Origin of the sequence: Jeotgalibacillus terrae (genome assembly GCF_016908195.1) — a bacterium.
GTDB classification, from domain to species: Bacteria; Bacillota; Bacilli; order Bacillales; family Jeotgalibacillaceae; genus Jeotgalibacillus; species Jeotgalibacillus terrae.
The window spans coordinates 209,714-227,131 of record NZ_JAFBDK010000003.1 but is presented as its reverse complement, the minus strand read 5'-3'; the positions used below and the strand labels follow the sequence as shown (position 1 = coordinate 227,131).

Sequence of the window (17,418 nt, the reverse complement as noted above, 5' to 3'; positions counted from 1 at the left end):
CTTACACTTCATACGGCAGGTCTAAAATCTCTCTGTCTCCATTACCGGGCGTGACAATGGATGCATGCACAGATTCATTTACATCTGTGAAGAAAGCGCCTGATAATAAACTGAATGTAACAAGTAATGCTGCTGCGTACTTCATTTTTTCAACTCCCCTTTTGTTTCGTCCTGTTAAAGTTAGTCTACTTTCATCTCAAATAAATGGAAATACTTTATAAGTAGATTAATATTTTGGTGTACAATAACTGATAAAGACGTGATTGATAGAATAAGGAGTGGGGTCCAGTGGGAGCGGTTGAACTTGGGGAAGAAATTGCGAGACAGCGGAAATTGCTGAAGATGACGCAGCATGAATTGGCTAAGGATATCTGTTCACAGCCTGCCTTAAGTCTGATTGAAAGAGGGGAAGTCAGACCCACTCTGGAGAATATTTTCTATCTTTCTCTAAAGTTAAAAAAGCCGATTGATTACTTTTTGCAGTTTTTAATGCAGGAACAAAGTGCTGCACATATTAATAAAATGACGTATCAAATAGATCAGCTGATGGATCGTCATGAGTTCGAAAAGGTGTACAGGCTGGTGCAAGATGAACGGGAGCATGTAGAGGAAACAAACAATCGGTCATGGTATGTCCAGTATTTGTATTGGGTTGAAGCAGTCAGTGCTTATCAGCTTAAGAAGTCAGGCTATGAAGACACGATCGTGTCCCTTAAGCAGCTGCTGTCAGATGAATATGCGCTCATTAATGAAAAGGATTTTCTGGCGATGAAGATCATGAATGCTATTGCGTTTATCCATGCAGAGCATCAGCAGTATACGGAATCACTTCTCTATTATAATAAGAGTCTGAAAAGGGATTTTGACCGTGAGAACAAGTCACCTCTTCAACTGCCGCGAATCTACCGGCTGAGAATTTTATATAATAAAGCAAAGACCTTATATGAAATTGAAGACTATGAAAAAGCGGTTGAGGAATTAAATGCGGGGATACTGGCTTCGCGGGAAGAACACAATATGTCACTGCTTGGCAATTTTTATTATTACCTTGGGCAGTGCTACGAGAAGCTCAGCAAGGATCGAGCAACGATTAGCGAAGCCTATAAGAGTGCTGAACAGATCTTTGTGTTTTTAGAAAAGAAAGTGTACCTGGATATTTTATACACACATAAAAAAGAATATCTGTAATCGTCCGCTGTAAATCATATCAACTATCTTGAGAGGACCTTACATATGTATTTTCAAACCAAACGTTTAATAGCCAGACAGTTAAAACCCAATGACTTTGACCGGTTTCATCATATGCAAAGCAATCAGGCTGTGATGAAATATATACTGGGAAGAGCAAAAACGGAAGAAGAAAATGCAGCTGAATTCAATCGCATGATCAGTGAGTATTCACACAGCGAGCCGGACAAAATCATCATGGGTGTATCGAAAATAGCAGATTCAACCTCTGCATTGATCGGTACCTGCGCTATTACATCACTGAAAGAGGAATATGTGGAAGTGGGGTACAGACTGTCTGAGGATAACTGGGGTAATGGATACGGTGGTGAAATATTAGAGGGTCTTTTAACGTATTGCTTCGAGGATTTGAAGGCAAAGAAAGTGAAGGCAGAAGTTGAGAAAGATAATATTCCTTCTGTGAGAATACTGGAGCGGTCTCCTATGAGCTTTGTCAGAGAATACGATGATGGAGATACGATTGTAAGACTTTATGTGATAGAAAAAAAACACTCTGATTAACAGCACTAATCGTCTCAGATTCAATGACCTGTTCAAACGATTCTGCCATCGTCTGTCCACTCGGATCCTTCAAGCGCCTCTGTCATACTGATATCATCTCTTGCTTATACATCATACTATCTCCATGTTAGCATTCGCTTGAAGTAAATTCCAATCAGCATATAACCCCGTGTCTGAGATGTAATCTTCGTGGTGTATTGTTTTAGGGCTTAAAGAGGAAGAATGACAGTCAATGTAGAACAATGCAATAAAAAAGTCCGCCTGATAGAGGATTGGCGGACCCTTTGAAATACGTAATTTTGTTAAAAAGAGTTTTGAATTATGTCTAGCTGCTTTGTTGTGAAGTTAGGAGATTTAAGCCTGCTTTTACGATCCTGTTTGCTCAATTTCTGAAATTGAGTAAGTCCTGTAATCTCTTCTGATTCCCAAATCCAGCGAGCTTCAGTAGATTTGTCTTCAGTAACATACGTATTTTTATTTATCTTATTTTGGCTTTTTTCAGCTATACTGGTGATCATCCAATTTGATGGCCCGGCCACAATGACATTATTCAATATTTTATTATTGTATGTATTGTATTGAATAAGGATCTGTCCGTACCCCTGATCTTTACTGTCATTCTGATACAGGATATTGTTTGTGATATCAGCATTTACTGTCCTGCCGCGAGCTTCATCATATCCGCCTATAGCGATCCCCGGACCGTTATTGTTGACGATGATATTTTCAGTAATATCAATAGAACTCGTCGATTTGTTTTTATGTTCACTTGCTGCTTCAATGCCGATATCATTTTGAAAAACATGGTTAGCGCGGATCTCTATATTTTTTCCGCCATCCACATATATGCCCCCGGCGGAATAGTCATGATCATAAGCAGGGTTCAGGTAACTTGAGTTTTGATAGACAGTATTATGATGAATTCTGCCGTTTCGGGCCTGATCGTATTTTTTGTTTGGTGCAACTCCTTCAAAACCAATCACATCAATGCCGATATTGTTATTAAAACGTATGGTGTTATTTTTTACTGTGAAATTCGATACATTTCCATTCAGCACAAGGGACTCACTCCATCCAAGCTTAAGGTGTTCAACAATATTACCGGAAATCATAATATGATTCAGGGAACGAGGAGAACTTGTGCCGTAAAAAGCAATGCCGTGTGCATTTCCGTCAGGATGAGCCGTTTCAATGTGATGTATATGGTTTTTTAGAATATTAATACCAGTGCCGCTGCCGCCTGCGAATATCCCGGCAGGAACTAAATCTTTTTCGTCAGTCCGGTAATTTCTTATCTCAAAGCCTTCAATTGTAATATAGCTCTGGTCTTTAATTGATATCAGGCCCTGGTGATCCCACGTTACCTCTACATCAGTACCATCTATGACCACTTTTTCTTTCTGATAAGGTTTTATCGTAATCGGTTGATGCCGTAGACCGGACCTGTTAACGATAATCTGTTCTTTATATATCCCCTCACGTACATAAATAGTCGTATTAGGTGCTGCTGAATCAATTGCTTTAGAGATCGTCTTTAACGGTGCATGAATGGTACCGGTATGTTGATCATTTCCCTCATTTGATACAAAAATCTGCTTATCCGGATATTGGTTTGATTGATCATAAAAGGCAGCTCCTGTGCTCGTAACCGGCAATAGGAGGATCATGATTAATATTATTTTTTTTATTTTCATTAGTTTTACGCTCCATGTATCAATCTGTAAGCTTTTTATTCTATCACTTATTACTGTTCTTTCAGGTCCTGTATTTTTTGATAGGGATGATCTGCATCAATGATCGTTTGTTATGTTCATCACTCCAATTATCTTATATTTAATTTTACCATATGGACAGAATGTGTAAGAGAATGGAATGGTGGTAGACAATAAAAACCACTTCCTTCACTAAGAAGAAAGTGGTTTTATGCAGCTGAGTTAATTAGATGAGGGACGGGATGTATATGGAAAGATAGCGTCTGATAGTTCAAATTTATACGTGTCACTATTCACCTTCCCAAGAATCTTCTCGCTATCATAAAGCTCCAGTGCAAACTGAGCCATTTCTTTCGCCGTGTGATACTTCTGCACATTGTCACTGTAGCTGAACTCGTCTAACTCAGAAGCCGTTTTCACAAATTCAGTTTCTGTCATCGCAGGCGCGAGTATTTTTGCTTTCAATAGAGCGCCGTTATCCTGCAGTTCCTGGGCAAGTCCTTCTGTAAAGGCACTTACGTAAAACTTGGTCGCAGCATATGTAACTGCGTTTGGTACGATTCTATAGCCTAAGTCAGATGATACATTGATCAGCTGCGCGCCTTGCTGGTTCGCATAGTCGTGTGCGTAAAGGGTGGAGAGGATGGTGAGTGCTTCAACGTTTACACGCAACATCTTTTCAGTTTTCTTTACATCCTGTTCAGCGACCGCGGCACTATTTCCGAAGCCGGCGTTGTTCATCCAGGTTTCAATCTCGTATGCTTTGAAACTCTCGTATAGCTCATAAACTTGTTCACTTTCAGAAAGGTCTGTTGGCATAATGATGACGTCCAGATCAGCGTTCATACTCTGGATTTTGTTTTTCAGATCATTTAGCTCGACTTCACGTCTTGCCACAAGGATAAGGTTTTTACCCCGTGATGCAAAAGCTAATGCGGTTTCGTATCCAATACCAGAGCTGGCACCTGTAATGACCGTGTATTTCATAAGAACTCCTCCAATAAGTGTATTATGATGCTCATTCTATCGTACTGTTAACTTTAACCAGAAAGCAAATGATGTGAAGCGGAGCGAGCAGACTTGGACTTTTTAATAATGGGTAGGGGGAATAATTTTATCAATTTCTAAGTATTAAAAACCCGATTAAATTCAGGTGAAGCACGACCCATTTAAAAGTTTGTATGCAGGTGCAATGGGTATTGTTTGATAAACGTTACGGTAACATTGTCTAAAAGAGGAGGGACTCACATACATTGAAAAACAACTTAATCACCTCATTGATTGCACTCCTATTCATCGCAGGCTGTTCTTCAAGCGATCAGGCTGAAGAAGGATCCGTACCTGAACAGGATATAGAAGTCATCGCAGAAAATCTGGAGATCCCATGGTCCATTGATCAGCTGAATGAGACGATGTATGTCACTGAAAGAACCGGTAGTGTTGTCAAAATTGAAGATGGACAGACGGAGCGGCAGAGCGTAGAACTGAAAGAAGAACTGTCAACCGCTTCAGAAGCAGGGCTGCTTGGATTTGTGCTTGCCCCTGACTTCCAGGAATCGAATACAGCTTATGCCTACTATACGTATGAAGGAGAGGATGGCCGATTTAATCGTATCGTCACGCTTCAGTTGGAGGGCGATGTCTGGAGGGAAGAAGATATCCTTCTTGATCAGATACCAAGCGGCAACGTCCATCACGGCGGCAGGCTGAAAATCGGTCCTGATGACAAACTATACGCAGCCACTGGAGATGCTTCTGACGCTGACATTGCGCAGGACCTCGATTCACTGGGCGGTAAGATTCTAAGGTTAAACCTGGATGGATCCATACCGGATGACAACCCATTTCAGGACTCATATGTATACAGCTACGGCCACCGGAATCCCCAGGGCATGACCTGGTCACCTGATGGCACAATGTATGCAAGTGAGCACGGGAACAGCGCAAACGATGAAATCAACATCATAGAAGCCGGGCAGAACTATGGCTGGCCTGTAATTGAAGGGAATGAAGAACAGGATGACATGATTTCACCGCTGTTTACTTCCGGAGATGATTCAACCTGGGCGCCGTCTGGCATAGGTTATCATGAGGAAAAGCTATACGTCGCAGCTTTAAGAGGAACGGCTATCCTTGAGTTTGACCTTGAGACGAAAGAACAGCAAACGCTCGTCTCGGGTCTTGGCAGAATCCGTAACCTGTACATTGAGGGAGATACGCTTTATTTCATTAGTAACAACACTGATGGGAGAGGGAATCCTGAGGAGAATGATGATAAGTTGTATAGGGTTTTGCTTAATGCAGAATGAAACCTAAGTTAATTAGTTTATAAACTTACGATGTAAAGGATCAGTCATCCGGTAAGGTAAACGCCTTACCAGGTGACTGATCCTTTGTTTATTCACATACGAGTATTTCCCTTGAAAACGCAGAGGCTTTTCCTTTTTTAACGATGCAACGGTCTTTAACGGTGAAGCCAGCCTGGGTGATCATATGATCAATGTTTTCGATGGTGACCACCACAAGTTTTTTGGTAAAGTGACGTGCATGTTTAAGAATGGCAAGCTGATCTTCGGGTGTTGCATTGGTATAGAGGTTATATGGCAGGTCGATGATGGTGGCATCGTAATGTTCCTGAACGTCAGCGATGGCACCGGGTGTGACGTTACCTGTGAGACCAAAATGTTGAATGTTTTCACGGGAGCCCTGTACGACTAGCGGGTTAATGTCACGACCATCGATGTTAATACCCATTGACAGTGCTTCAACCAGGACAGTGCCAATGCCGCAGCATGGATCAATCGCTTTTTTACCTGCTGGTTCCGGGACAGCGATATTGGCAATGGCCCGCGCTGTGCGGGTGCTGAGAGCGGTTGAGTATTCACGCGGTTTTTTGACATGCTTCAGCCAGACGGATTCGGCTTTCTTGTAAATCCCGAGATACCAGCGACCCTCATATGGGACCAGGCCGAATATGATGTCCGGGTCACGCATGTCGAGCTGTCCGGTAATGTGCATCCCGGTATCACGTTCGATTTGTCTTTTTTCATCATATTCCACTTTGTCTGGGCCGGTTTGGTCATTGATCTTCACAAAGAGAACTTTGAACGTCTCATCCTGGAGATTGATCAGGTGTAATTGGCTGTAAAGGTCCTGAAGGTCATTACCTTCGAAGAGCACCTCAATGCGTTCCTTGATAAACGGACTTCTGCCTGGATCGATGTTGACGTCAGTCTTAAGGATTTTCCCTTGTGTATATGTGCCGAAAAGTGCACGCATTTCCATATGACAAAGCGGTGCGTCTTCACTGTTATAGGCATAGGTGTAAATGAATTGGCTTGTTTGTATAAGTTGATTCAACAGGATATCCAACTTTCTTTGGGACTTATTTTATATATTCAGTATAGCAGGAGTTGTTTGAATGATTATCCGGGAAAAAGTTGATAAGGCTGGAATTTCAGCTACTCTAAAATTTTGGACTCTTTTTTCTTCTATAAAATTATATTTGTCACATCACTAATCCCCTAATCTCCTGTATAGTTGAAGTATAATACTGGAAACCTGTTTATTAAAAGGAGCTGACTCTTAATGCCATGAGCTTAAAACAAAAATTAAGCCTAATCGCTCTCATCATCATTACATCTCTTATGGGCTATGAAGTATTCAGAAGAGAACTCTGGTCATTAAAAATATCTGCATTTTTTATTTTCTTATTTGGGTTACTTGCTGTTGTTCTACTTTTTATGGAAAATCATCGTAAAAATAAACCGCAATAACATATGTATGAATGACGTATGAATAAAGTAAACGCTACAAACAACCAAGGGGGAGTTCACATGCGTAACATCATTCTATCAACCGAAAGCGGCGCCGACCTGCCGAATGATCTAGTTGAAAAGTACAACCTGCAAGTCGTTCCTATGCACATCATCATGGACGGAAAAGATTATCTAGACGGCTCTTTACCAGTCCAGGACATCTATGACTACTATGACCGCACCAAGAAAATACCCTCCACTACTGCCACGAATATTCACGAATACCAGGAGTTTTTTACATCAATCAAAGAAAAGTACCCTGACTGTACCATTATACATATCGGCTACACATCAAAAGCATCCTCATCCTTTCAAAACGCAGTGATCGCTGCAGAAGAATTCAAAGACCTCCACCTGATCGACGCGCTGAACGTAACCGGAGGATTAGCTGCAGTTGTATTATATGCCGCTGACTTACTGGAAAAAGAACCTGACATCAAACCAGCACGCTTAATCGAAAAAATAGAAGCAGTCGTTCCCAAATCAAAACTCGCCTTCATTCCAGGAAGCCTGGAATTCCTAAAAGCAGGAGGCCGCGTCAGCAACATGGCTTCCCTGATTGGTGCACTGCTGAAAATAAAGCCGTGCATCGAACTAAAAGATGGAAAGCTCGTCTCCACAAAGAAATACCGCGGGAAAATGAGCGGAGCGACTGAAAAGCTATTTAATGATTACTTAAAAGAGTTCGATATCGATCGAGAGCAGCTTTATCTGATTTATTCGACGGGTCTTGACGAAGGGATCAAGCAGCGGATGGATGAAGTTGCGAAGGAAAATGGATTTAAGAATGTTAGATGGATTAAGGCTGGCGGGATGATTTCGACTCATTCGGGGCCTGGGGGATTTGGGGTTGCTGGGTTGGTAAAGTAATGTAGGTTAGTGTTGACTAATTACATTTAATTAGCAGACAATTTAATTTTCATTAAAAGAATTCTCCCTGTCCTGAAAACGATTTTGAACATTTATAAGTGTTTCTAGGACAGTGAAGCTTCTTAAGCTGGAGCATTTCGGTACTTTACTGCCATACGGCTCAGCCTTCTGGGTCTTGAATAATTTTGGTGAGCTGACTATTCCACAGGCATCGATAGTCGGTGGATTCTAAACTTAAATATGGGATGAAAGGAACCTCCAAAGTAACAGGGGGTTCCATTTTTTTATGAGAAAATGATTGTCTGTATTAAATAAATTCTTATTAGAAAGTAAAAGGTTTGCTTATTCAGTATATATTAATAATGCATTCAATTATGATAAATATTAGAATTGATCGTTGTAATATGAATATTATAATATATACTTAGTATATATATTTTATTTTAATAAAGGAGACTGGTTTAAATGATTCATTTAGAAAAAATTGAGAAGGAATTTTTACAGGGGCAGGAAAAAACAAGTGTTTTAAAAGGAGTCGACCTTGAAATAAAAAAAGGGGAATTCGTTGCTGTGATGGGTCCCAGCGGCTCCGGTAAAAGTACTCTGCTTCAGCTGTTAGGCGGTCTGGATGTACCAACGGAGGGGAAGATTGAGATTGACGGCAGCCCTCTCCATCAAATGAAGGAGAAAGAAAGAACGGTCTTCCGCAGAAAGAACATCGGCTTTGTCTTTCAGAATTATCAGTTGCTTCCGACACTCACTGTTGAAGAAAATATTGCGTTTCCCTTACATGCTGAGGGGAAGATTACGAGTGAAAAAAGTAGAAGAGTACAAGAATTAATCAATTCTGTAGGATTAAAGGATGTCAGTAATAAACGTATAAATTTGCTTAGTGGTGGTCAGCAGCAGCGAGTGGCAATTGCACGGGCATTAATACAAAACCCGGCAGTTTTATTAGCGGATGAACCTACGGGTAATCTTGATCGGGAAAAAGCAGAAGAAATTCTCGCCTTATTATCGACCTTCCACGCTAAGCATAAGCAAACAATTATCATGGTGACACATGATATTTTTGCGGCAGGCTTTGCAGATCGGATTATTCTTTTTAAAAATGGCAGGATTGATCAAATCATTTCCAGAAAGGACGATAACTATGCTCAATACCTGGCTCATTTCATGGCGTAATATAACGACTAATCGAAAAAGGTTCTTCTTTACGCTGTTCGCAATTATGCTGGGCGTGTCCTTTGTTACCGCAATGCTTGTGTCAGAAAGAACAACTGATCAGGTTTTTGACTATTATGAACAGATGTATGTAGCAAATGCGGACTATTGGATTCTGAGTGACGAGCATACTTATCCGGAGGAGATGCTCACGACGCTTCAGGAGAATCCGGATGTGAACGAGCAGCTGCTGGTGTTGGATAAACAGACATTTCTTTCGGTGGAAGGGGATCAATCACTCAGTCAGCGTTCAGTCAGGATCACAGGTGTGAGTGACCAGAGGAGTCCTCTATTGGAACTGCCGGTCATTGATGGAAGCCTTGATAATGAAGGAATTGTGCTTCCGGAAGCTGCAGCTGACCTTTTAGGAAAAGAGGTTGGCGATACGATTGTCTTTTCAGGACTTGGAGAAGCAAAAATTTCTGCCATTGTGGAGTACACTCAAATTCTCGCAAGTCCAGGTGACTGGGAACGTGCAGAATCAATGGGGTTTCGTGTTATGATGCCGCTTAATACGCTGAGAGAGTGGACAGGAATAGAAGACGAAATCTCGTATATGCGCTTTCAGACAGAAGGTGAGGGAATAGAGCTTTTTCAATCTCTCCAAAATGAATTTCAGGATTCCAGTGTCTATATTCAGCCTGTTGTAGCGGACGATTTGCAGAGTAATGATATAGGCGGTCTTTATACCTTTTTCTACTTGATTGCCGGGTTGTCGATGTTTATAAGTGGTTTTATCGTGTTTAACATGATCTATACCAGCGTGATCGAACGGAAAAAGGAATTTGCAATTATGAAAAGCTTAGGGTACGTCCAAAGTGCAGTATCCGGGTTTATTTTGATAGAGGTTGCGCTTTTAGCTCTGATAGGCACCGTGTTTGGTGTGCCGTTCGGTGTTTTGCTTGGAGATGTCTTTATGAAGGCGCTCCTTGGTGTATTTGAATTTGATATGGTGTATACATTAGATTGGAAAATTCCGGTGTTGATATCTGTCTTCATTGGACTTTTGTTTCCGGTGCTATTCTCTCTTTTTCCAATTTACCATGCCGGAAAAACCTCTATATTATTGGCGTTGAAAGGAGAGCAGCGGGAGACGGCATCAAAGTATTTAGTATGGCGCAGTTCTGTTGGGGCCGTGCTTCTCGCACTGGGTTTCATTGATCACGCCGCAGCATACTTTACAATTGTTATCGGAATCATCCTGCTTTTTCCGCTTTTGTTAATGGGGATCAGCACCGTTTTAAAACCTGTATTGACTGCTCTTTTTCATCATCCAGGAACATTGGCAGCAAAATACCTTACTCAGCAATTGAACAGAAATGCTAATACAGCGGCTATTTTAGCTGTAGGGATTGCTGTAATTATGATGCTTGGCGCTGTGGTTCAATCAGCCCCTGCTGGTTATGATGAAGAAATCAGAAGTACATATGGAGGTGACGTACGCGTTACCTTTGAAGCGCCATGGACAGAAGAAGACAGGAACACTATTCTTCAATACGACATAATCTCAGCAGCCGAGCCAATAACAGAAGCCACACCCATTACATGGGAAACAAGAAAAGGAGTCAGCAGGCAATTTTCTGTGATTTCTGTCTCGGAAAATGGACCAGAGCTGTTTGAAGCAGAAGGCGATGAGTATGCAAAATTAAGTGAAGGTCCCACTGTTGTTCTTGGAAGCCGAGCATTTGAAGAGTGGGGAGGAGAAATTGGACAAACCATTGAAATGAATTCACCAATGGGAAAAAGAGATTTTGAGGTGGCGGATGTGGTCGCGACTTCTCACTATTCAGGCTATGTTGCATTTATGGATGAATCCCATCTTCAACGTCATTTCGGCTGGTCCAACAGCTTTGATTTGTTGTTAACAGTAACAGATGGAGAAGCAGGAGCACTGCGCGAACAGCTATGGTCTGATTTCGGTGATAATCTTTCAAAGGTGCAAACTGTGGAAGAAGAAATCCAGTCTGTTGTCTCTGCTATAACCGGTATGAATGAACTGTTAATGGTCATGCTCATATTGGTCATTGGCCTCGCAAGCATCGGTACAGGAAACACTTTACTCATGAACACATTAGAGCGCACAAAAGAGATTGGAACGATGAGGGCAGTTGGGTTTACTAAAAGCCAGGTGCGGAAAATGATCCTCGCAGAAGGGCTTATGATTGGTCTGGCTGGCATTGTTGGCGGGGTAACATGCGGGGTATTACTCATTTATATTATGAGCCAATCAGTTATCATGGGAGGATTTCTGTCATTCCAGTTTCCCGTCAGCCATGTGGTACTATCAATAGTGGCAGGGATCACCTTGAGTCTCCTTGCAGCATGGGTCTCCAGCGAGAGTGCAACAAAAATGGAGCTCCAATCCTCACTAAGAGAAGGTTGATGGACAATGTCAGTAAAATATGGAATTTTAACATTATTATTTGGTCAGAATCACCATGGGTATGAGCTGAAAAAAGAGATCGATTCATTACTTTCGTTAAAAGGAAAGGTAAACCCCGGTCAAATTTATACGACACTTGACCGGCTCATTCGTGATCAGCTCGTCACTTCCCCCGGGGAAGACGATAAGGATCGTAAGCTATATAAAATTGAGCCCAACGGAAAAAAAGAGCTTGAGATGTGGCTGCTTGAACCTGTGTCGTTCCATTCATCTAAAGACGATTTTTTTCTTAAGTGGAGCTGTGCCAGAAAAATTCATTATCCACATGAACAAAGAATGATTGAGCGGCAAAAAGCAACCATTATTCAGCAGGTAATGGAGCTTACGAAGCTAAAAACGGAAGCGCTGATGGATGGAAATGAAGAAACCTATCTGTTGTTATCCGGAACATTACTGCATCTCGAAGCAGACCTGAACTGGCTGAACCAGGTAGAGAACCGCAATCGCTCGTAAGATGATTCCAAACAGATAAAGTATAAAAGGGGGGAGCTGCAGTGAATATACTTATTGACTACAGCTGGGCGTTATTTATTACTGCAGAAGTGTTATCCATCGTAGCTCTGCTGCTATTTGGTGTATTTCGTTATTACTTTATGAAACAGCGCATGAGTCTGGTTTTTATCGGACTGTTTCTAGTTCTGCTTATACTTGAAGCACTTCTTGGGACTTACGTTTATAATTTTACAGGGGAAATATCCTCCTTATTAATTGTCATTATGGTATTTGTTCTCTATGCCTGCACTTTCGGAATTTTTGATTTCATCCGGCTAGACCGCTGGATGCGGATGAAAATAGGGAAGTGGCGCGGCGTCGAATTGCTAAATCAAAAAGATTATGATGTCATTCTAAAAAGTAAGGATCCTAAATACATTGCTAGGAAATACAGACGTTCTTCTATTATTCATCTGGTCTTCTTTGTTATAGGACAAGGTGTATTCTGGGGATTGGGAACAGATAGTTTGGCTGAGATAAGATTGTATATCACAGACTTTTCGTGGCTGAATGAAGATTCCTATCATCATACCCCGTATTCAAATGAGACCCTGTATTCGATAGGCATCATTTGGGGCGTTGTTTTCATTGTTGATTTTCTGTACTCCTGGTCATATACCTTTTCTCCAGGGAGGACTGCATCAAAATAATACGGACAAAGAAGCTGCATAAACGAATTCTTAAAAATTGAAATCAGAATCTTTGTTTTGAACACAATTAAATACACTCAAAAATCCCACCCCTGTTCTAAAGACGATTTTGAAAACATGAATGCGTGTGTAGGGCAGGGTAGGTATCAGATGCTGGGCATTTTAAGGATTATTATTTTTTCGATAAGCAAGAATAAAAGAGGGTTTTATATGTACTGGCAATTTGAGTAAAGATGTGTTTTAGGATTTTTTAAAAATAGTTAGTAAATTCTCCCTATCCTGAAAACGATTTTAAACTTTCACTACAAATGTATATTCAGAAGTATAAAACCAATGATTCTAAATGACTCCTGAATTTTAATTGTTTTGTAGTAAATATTCACAAGTGTTTATAGGACAGGGAGTTTTTCCAAATTAATCAATACTAGATGTTCATAACTGTGTTTAGAACAAGAAAGCTTTTTTAGACAAAATAATGATTAATATCTTAGTTTGAAAAATGTCTATTTTAAGCGTTCTAGAAATTCTTTTTTATAAAACTGTTCAACTGTCAAATTTACTTGTCTGATATTTATATCACTTAATTTTTGGTTATTAAGTGATAAAGTATCTTCAACATAATCATACAAGTGTAGATCATTTATCATTTCAAGGTAATCAATGTAGGGAATTTTTGATACTAAATTATAATCAAAGATTCTCTCAAAAAAGTAGCTAATGCTAGTTCGAAGAATTTGAGCATCTAAGTCTAAATCTAAATTGTCTTTGAGGCTGGTATATATAACAGTAAGATATCTAAATGGAACTTTTCCACGTATGTATGGGACGAAATTAAGTTCCATTACAGTAAATAAAATATTCATCGATTGAGATATATAGGCTATCTGTGAAAAGAAAAATTTTTCAGCATCGGAACTTTTCTTATTTCCAATATATTCTGTCTCTATAAAATCTAAAAACCTTCTTTTAAAATTGCCATCGTTAGAATCACTATCATCCCAACCAAATAATAGCCACTCTTTTACTGCCTCTTTTAAATTTCTCTCTATATCATCAAAAGATTTAATTTTTTCAAAGTAATCTTCGATGCTTTTTATATCCTTAAATAATGATGCGAAAAACTGCTCTGAAGCTTGAATAACTATATCAATTGGTATTATAGTGCGTATGGGTAAAATAATAAAATCATTAGAACAATTTTCAATAAGTCTTAAAGATTCAGATATATTGTTTCGTGCAGCAATAGCGAGTTTCTCTCTCATGTTCTCAGGAGTTTCTGCATTTAATAGATTTAAATAACTAATCAAGGAGTCATCTATCAAACATATACTTGCAGTTACCTTCATTGAATAATGTTGCATATATTCAAGGTCGATTTTTGTAACTGCGGTCAAAAAAACTGTATCTATTTTAGGGAATTCATAACTATAAATATTTAATAATACAGACTCATTTTGTTTCCAAAACAGATTTACTTCTTCAATGAATTCGATGAAATATTCGTTTTCCCACTCATTTAGTCCAAGTTCTAATAAATTTTTATATTCATCTTGAATGTACACAAGTTCCTCTTGAAACTTAGTTTTGATCATTTATCTTTCACCTCTAAATGAGATGGATAGCCGTATTGTTCTTTTAATATGTTATGTGTTTTCTGCATTAATAAATGACAGTCATGCCATACACTTTTGAGTTTCTGTTGATTTTCTAAATCTGGGACACAATGAAACTGGTGACTGGCTGTATTACATTTTAATAAGCTACTTTCTCGAATTGCTCCCCACAATCCATGTTCATAAATGGAATCATAGTCATACAAGTGCTTATAAAGGTCTAATTCATCAACCATCTCTGCCTTTTTTTTAATATTGTGCCGATCAAAATAATTTAAATCCATATCAATAAATTCTTTTCGTTTATATTCTTCTACAATTAAACTAATGTACTTATATTCAACATGACTATCAGGGAATATATCACCAGTATCTTCATATCTTTCGGTAATTAGTTTGAATTGACCTAAACCATAATATTGATATTCTTCCCATATATTTGGCTTTTCTGTCTCTTTTAATATCAGGTATTTCATCATAATATAGTTATCAATTAATGATCTTACAATGCTTCTACCAGTAATAGTATTATAAAGATCATGCTCAATTAATTCTAAAAAGCGCTTATAAGAAAATGTTGTTAAACCTAATAAAACTAACATTTTGTTATCTAAAGGCGAAACAGTATGAAAGAGATCGGTAAAGTATTTTAACTCCCTATAGCAATTTTCTATTGCATCTCTTTTATCTAAAGACTCTTCTAGATCAAAATGAACACTAAACAATTCGCATTCCGTCAATTCGCTCATCCTCTCCCAGAATGTTTCTAAGTATTGAATATTAGTACTTTCCTCTATATTCGAAAGCATCATCTCTAAATTCCTCACCGCGGGTCTAACCAATGGCATTAAATGATTGTCGTGAGTGAGGCTTGGATACTGTTTAATTAATTCGCTTTGATCCTCAGACATAACTATTTTCTTTCTTAATTGAATAAAATAAAAAATTAAATACCTAATATCTGTAGTTTGTTCAGAATGTTGACTGGAGAAGGTTTGGAGGATTGATTCTAATTTCCTCAATTTCTCCTCTATACTTTCACCTTTATTAGAAAAATGTTTTGAAAAAGGTCTACTATACGAATATGAAATTATTATAGTTAGTGGGCTTAAAACTTCTTTATCTATTTTCCTTAATAAATATTTATAAAAATCGCTTTGTCTTTCTTCACTTAATTGAATTATGTGTGATATTTTAGGAAGAACAATGGTATCAGGTAAATAACTATTTAATTCTTGCAAGATATCTTGAATTGAGACTATTGCTTCTTTTCGAGGTTTAGATTTAAAAATTAAAGCTAACCACGTATACTCAGGTAACCTTCCTAAGTACCACTGTTCCTCTTTACCTAATTGAGTTAATATTTCATTGAATGGAGTTATAAATTTACCACTCTTAAATTTATGCCCTTTGTATTCTTTGCTCATTGAAAACTCCTCTTTAGGATTTCTATATAATGTTAATAAGTTTAAAGGTTTAATTCTAAGTAGCTTGTCGCGTCCTATTATAATGTAAGTTAGTAAAAGTTTTTTGTTTATGTTAGCTGATTATAATTGCATCATTAGAAATAAATAAGGATAGTGATCCAGAATCATTTTGGAACTTAGTCACCGGTACAAGATTCAACTATTAAACTTCTCAATCACCGCCAAAATCCTATCCTTATATTGCAGCACATCCGTAACCCGCTCAATTTGAACTTTAGATTTATCATCATCATTAAAAATAATTGTTTTCTTAGAGCGATCAAGATCCAGCCTTACGATCCACTTTCGAATATTATCATCCAACAGCACATTAAAGTAGCTCTGGTTGTCCCGATAGAATACACGGTCAGCATCTATGATCTCACTTGCAATCACTTTGATCACTGTGTAGCCCTGGATTTCATCTTCAGTCGTAATAATGAGTGGTTCAGTGGGCAGGTCAATTGGTTCATGATCCGGTGCTGATGTTGCAGCAGCTTCCTGGCTTGCCTGGTCAGCAGGGGTAGTCGTTGATTTTAATGCTTTGCTCAGCTTTTCATTTACCTGCTCGTTAATAAACTGGCTGAAAGATTTTTTAATGATCGGGTCAAACTTCTCCAGTGTATTCCTCGTTTTCATGCCATCGTATACTTCTCCAACAATATACTTAATGAAATTCTCTGTTGGATTCTCCCATTGTTCATAAAGGAATGATTTCACTTTATTTAAGTATTTTAAGTCGGAAGCGGTTGTAAATATTTTCTCCAAGTCAAAGCTGTCTTTTCGGAACTTTGCCAGCTCAATAATGTGGGTTTCTTTCAAATCCTCCAGATTGATTTCAAAGAAAGGGGCGGAATCCATTTTGTTCTGCTCTTCTAAATCTGTGTAAAAGCGATAGATCAACCCATTCGTAAGGATAGCGAACTTGGCAGCAGTTGTACCGAAATATCTAAATAGCTGAGAATCATGTTTGGATAACTTTTCACTCACAGATTTTGCTTCAATCAGAATAACAGGATGACCATCATTCATGATGGCGTAATCCACTTTTTCACCCTTTTTAATCCCTACATCAGCAATGAACTCTGGCGTAAATTCTGACGGATCAAAAATGTCATAACCAAGAGCCTGAAAGAATGGTAGAATCAAGCTCGTTTTAGTAGATTCTTCTGTAGAAATGTTGGCCTTAATCTTTTCAATTCTTTTTGCAATCATCTTAATCTGATCAGAAAATTGTTCCATTGTCGTTCCTCCTAAATATTTTTTGTGGTATTCATTTACAAGGTTAATATTTATTAGTAAATTGGTAATAATCAGATTTTAACATAGATATGTACTAAAGTAGGATACTTGAAGGAAAAAATGTTAATTTATACTGTAT

At 38.8% G+C, this 17,418-nt stretch carries 15 protein-coding genes; 8 read left to right on the top strand and 7 right to left on the bottom strand.

Going from position 1 to position 17,418, the window contains the following annotated elements; translation table 11 throughout:
* Position 1: 1 nt before the first annotated feature.
* Entirely contained in the window at positions 2-145 is a 144-nt protein-coding gene (locus JOD21_RS04315) for a hypothetical protein (protein WP_204728436.1), read from the bottom strand.
* 143 nt (positions 146-288) lie between these two features.
* Here JOD21_RS04315 and JOD21_RS04310 point away from each other — a divergent pair, with 143 nt between their 5' ends.
* A complete protein-coding gene (locus JOD21_RS04310) occupies positions 289-1,188 on the top strand; it encodes a helix-turn-helix domain-containing protein (RefSeq protein ID WP_204728435.1) in 900 nt (299 codons plus the stop codon).
* 45 nt (positions 1,189-1,233) lie between these two features.
* Entirely contained in the window at positions 1,234-1,749 is a 516-nt protein-coding gene (locus tag JOD21_RS04305; RefSeq protein WP_204728434.1) for a GNAT family N-acetyltransferase, read from the top strand.
* A gap of 302 nt (positions 1,750-2,051) precedes the next feature.
* Here the strand turns inward: JOD21_RS04305 and JOD21_RS04300 are convergent, their stop codons facing one another.
* Both JOD21_RS04300 and JOD21_RS04295 read right to left on the bottom strand, forming a co-directional pair.
* The gene (locus tag JOD21_RS04300; RefSeq protein WP_204728433.1) at positions 2,052-3,443 is read right to left on the bottom strand and encodes a right-handed parallel beta-helix repeat-containing protein; all 1,392 of its coding nucleotides are present in this window, start codon (positions 3,441-3,443) and stop codon (positions 2,052-2,054) included.
* A 240-nt stretch (positions 3,444-3,683) separates the two neighbouring features.
* Positions 3,684-4,448, bottom strand: coding sequence for an SDR family NAD(P)-dependent oxidoreductase (locus tag JOD21_RS04295; RefSeq protein ID WP_204728432.1), 765 nt, complete (start codon positions 4,446-4,448; stop codon positions 3,684-3,686).
* A 266-nt stretch (positions 4,449-4,714) separates the two neighbouring features.
* On the opposite strand from JOD21_RS04295, the gene JOD21_RS04290 reads away from it, so the two are divergent.
* Positions 4,715-5,770: a PQQ-dependent sugar dehydrogenase gene (locus JOD21_RS04290; protein WP_204728431.1), complete on the top strand. Its 1,056-nt coding sequence runs from the start codon at positions 4,715-4,717 to the stop codon at positions 5,768-5,770.
* 88 nt (positions 5,771-5,858) lie between these two features.
* Here JOD21_RS04290 and JOD21_RS04285 read toward each other — a convergent pair whose 3' ends face one another.
* Positions 5,859-6,821 carry a TRM11 family SAM-dependent methyltransferase gene (locus JOD21_RS04285; protein WP_239581363.1) on the bottom strand — a complete coding sequence of 321 codons (963 nt, stop codon included), beginning with the start codon at positions 6,819-6,821 and terminating at the stop codon, positions 5,859-5,861.
* A 476-nt stretch (positions 6,822-7,297) separates the two neighbouring features.
* Between JOD21_RS04285 and JOD21_RS04280 the strand changes: the two genes are divergently transcribed.
* From JOD21_RS04280 to JOD21_RS04260, 5 genes are all read left to right on the top strand, one after another.
* On the top strand, positions 7,298-8,149 hold the full coding sequence (locus JOD21_RS04280) for a DegV family protein (protein ID WP_204728430.1): 852 nt from the start codon (positions 7,298-7,300) through the stop codon (positions 8,147-8,149).
* A 465-nt stretch (positions 8,150-8,614) separates the two neighbouring features.
* The gene (locus JOD21_RS04275) at positions 8,615-9,334 is read left to right on the top strand and encodes an ABC transporter ATP-binding protein (protein WP_204728429.1); all 720 of its coding nucleotides are present in this window, start codon (positions 8,615-8,617) and stop codon (positions 9,332-9,334) included.
* Positions 9,303-11,756: an FtsX-like permease family protein gene (locus JOD21_RS04270; protein WP_204728428.1), complete on the top strand. Its 2,454-nt coding sequence runs from the start codon at positions 9,303-9,305 to the stop codon at positions 11,754-11,756. Before JOD21_RS04275 ends, JOD21_RS04270 begins: the two co-directional genes overlap by 32 nt.
* 6 nt (positions 11,757-11,762) lie before the next feature.
* On the top strand, positions 11,763-12,269 hold the full coding sequence (locus tag JOD21_RS04265; RefSeq protein WP_204728427.1) for a PadR family transcriptional regulator: 507 nt from the start codon (positions 11,763-11,765) through the stop codon (positions 12,267-12,269).
* Positions 12,270-12,310: 41 nt separating this feature from the next.
* On the top strand, positions 12,311-12,958 hold the full coding sequence (locus JOD21_RS04260; RefSeq protein ID WP_204728426.1) for a hypothetical protein: 648 nt from the start codon (positions 12,311-12,313) through the stop codon (positions 12,956-12,958).
* A 503-nt stretch (positions 12,959-13,461) separates the two neighbouring features.
* On the opposite strand, the gene JOD21_RS04255 is transcribed toward JOD21_RS04260, so the two are convergent.
* From JOD21_RS04255 to JOD21_RS04245, 3 genes are all read right to left on the bottom strand, one after another.
* Complete coding sequence (locus tag JOD21_RS04255) at positions 13,462-14,550, bottom strand: hypothetical protein (RefSeq protein ID WP_204728425.1); 1,089 nt, start codon at positions 14,548-14,550, stop codon at positions 13,462-13,464.
* Positions 14,547-15,998, bottom strand: coding sequence for a DUF5677 domain-containing protein (locus tag JOD21_RS04250; RefSeq protein WP_204728424.1), 1,452 nt, complete (start codon positions 15,996-15,998; stop codon positions 14,547-14,549). Before JOD21_RS04250 ends, JOD21_RS04255 begins: the two co-directional genes overlap by 4 nt.
* A gap of 195 nt (positions 15,999-16,193) precedes the next feature.
* Entirely contained in the window at positions 16,194-17,279 is a 1,086-nt protein-coding gene (locus tag JOD21_RS04245; protein ID WP_204728423.1) for a type I restriction endonuclease, read from the bottom strand.
* Positions 17,280-17,418: the final 139 nt, after the last annotated feature.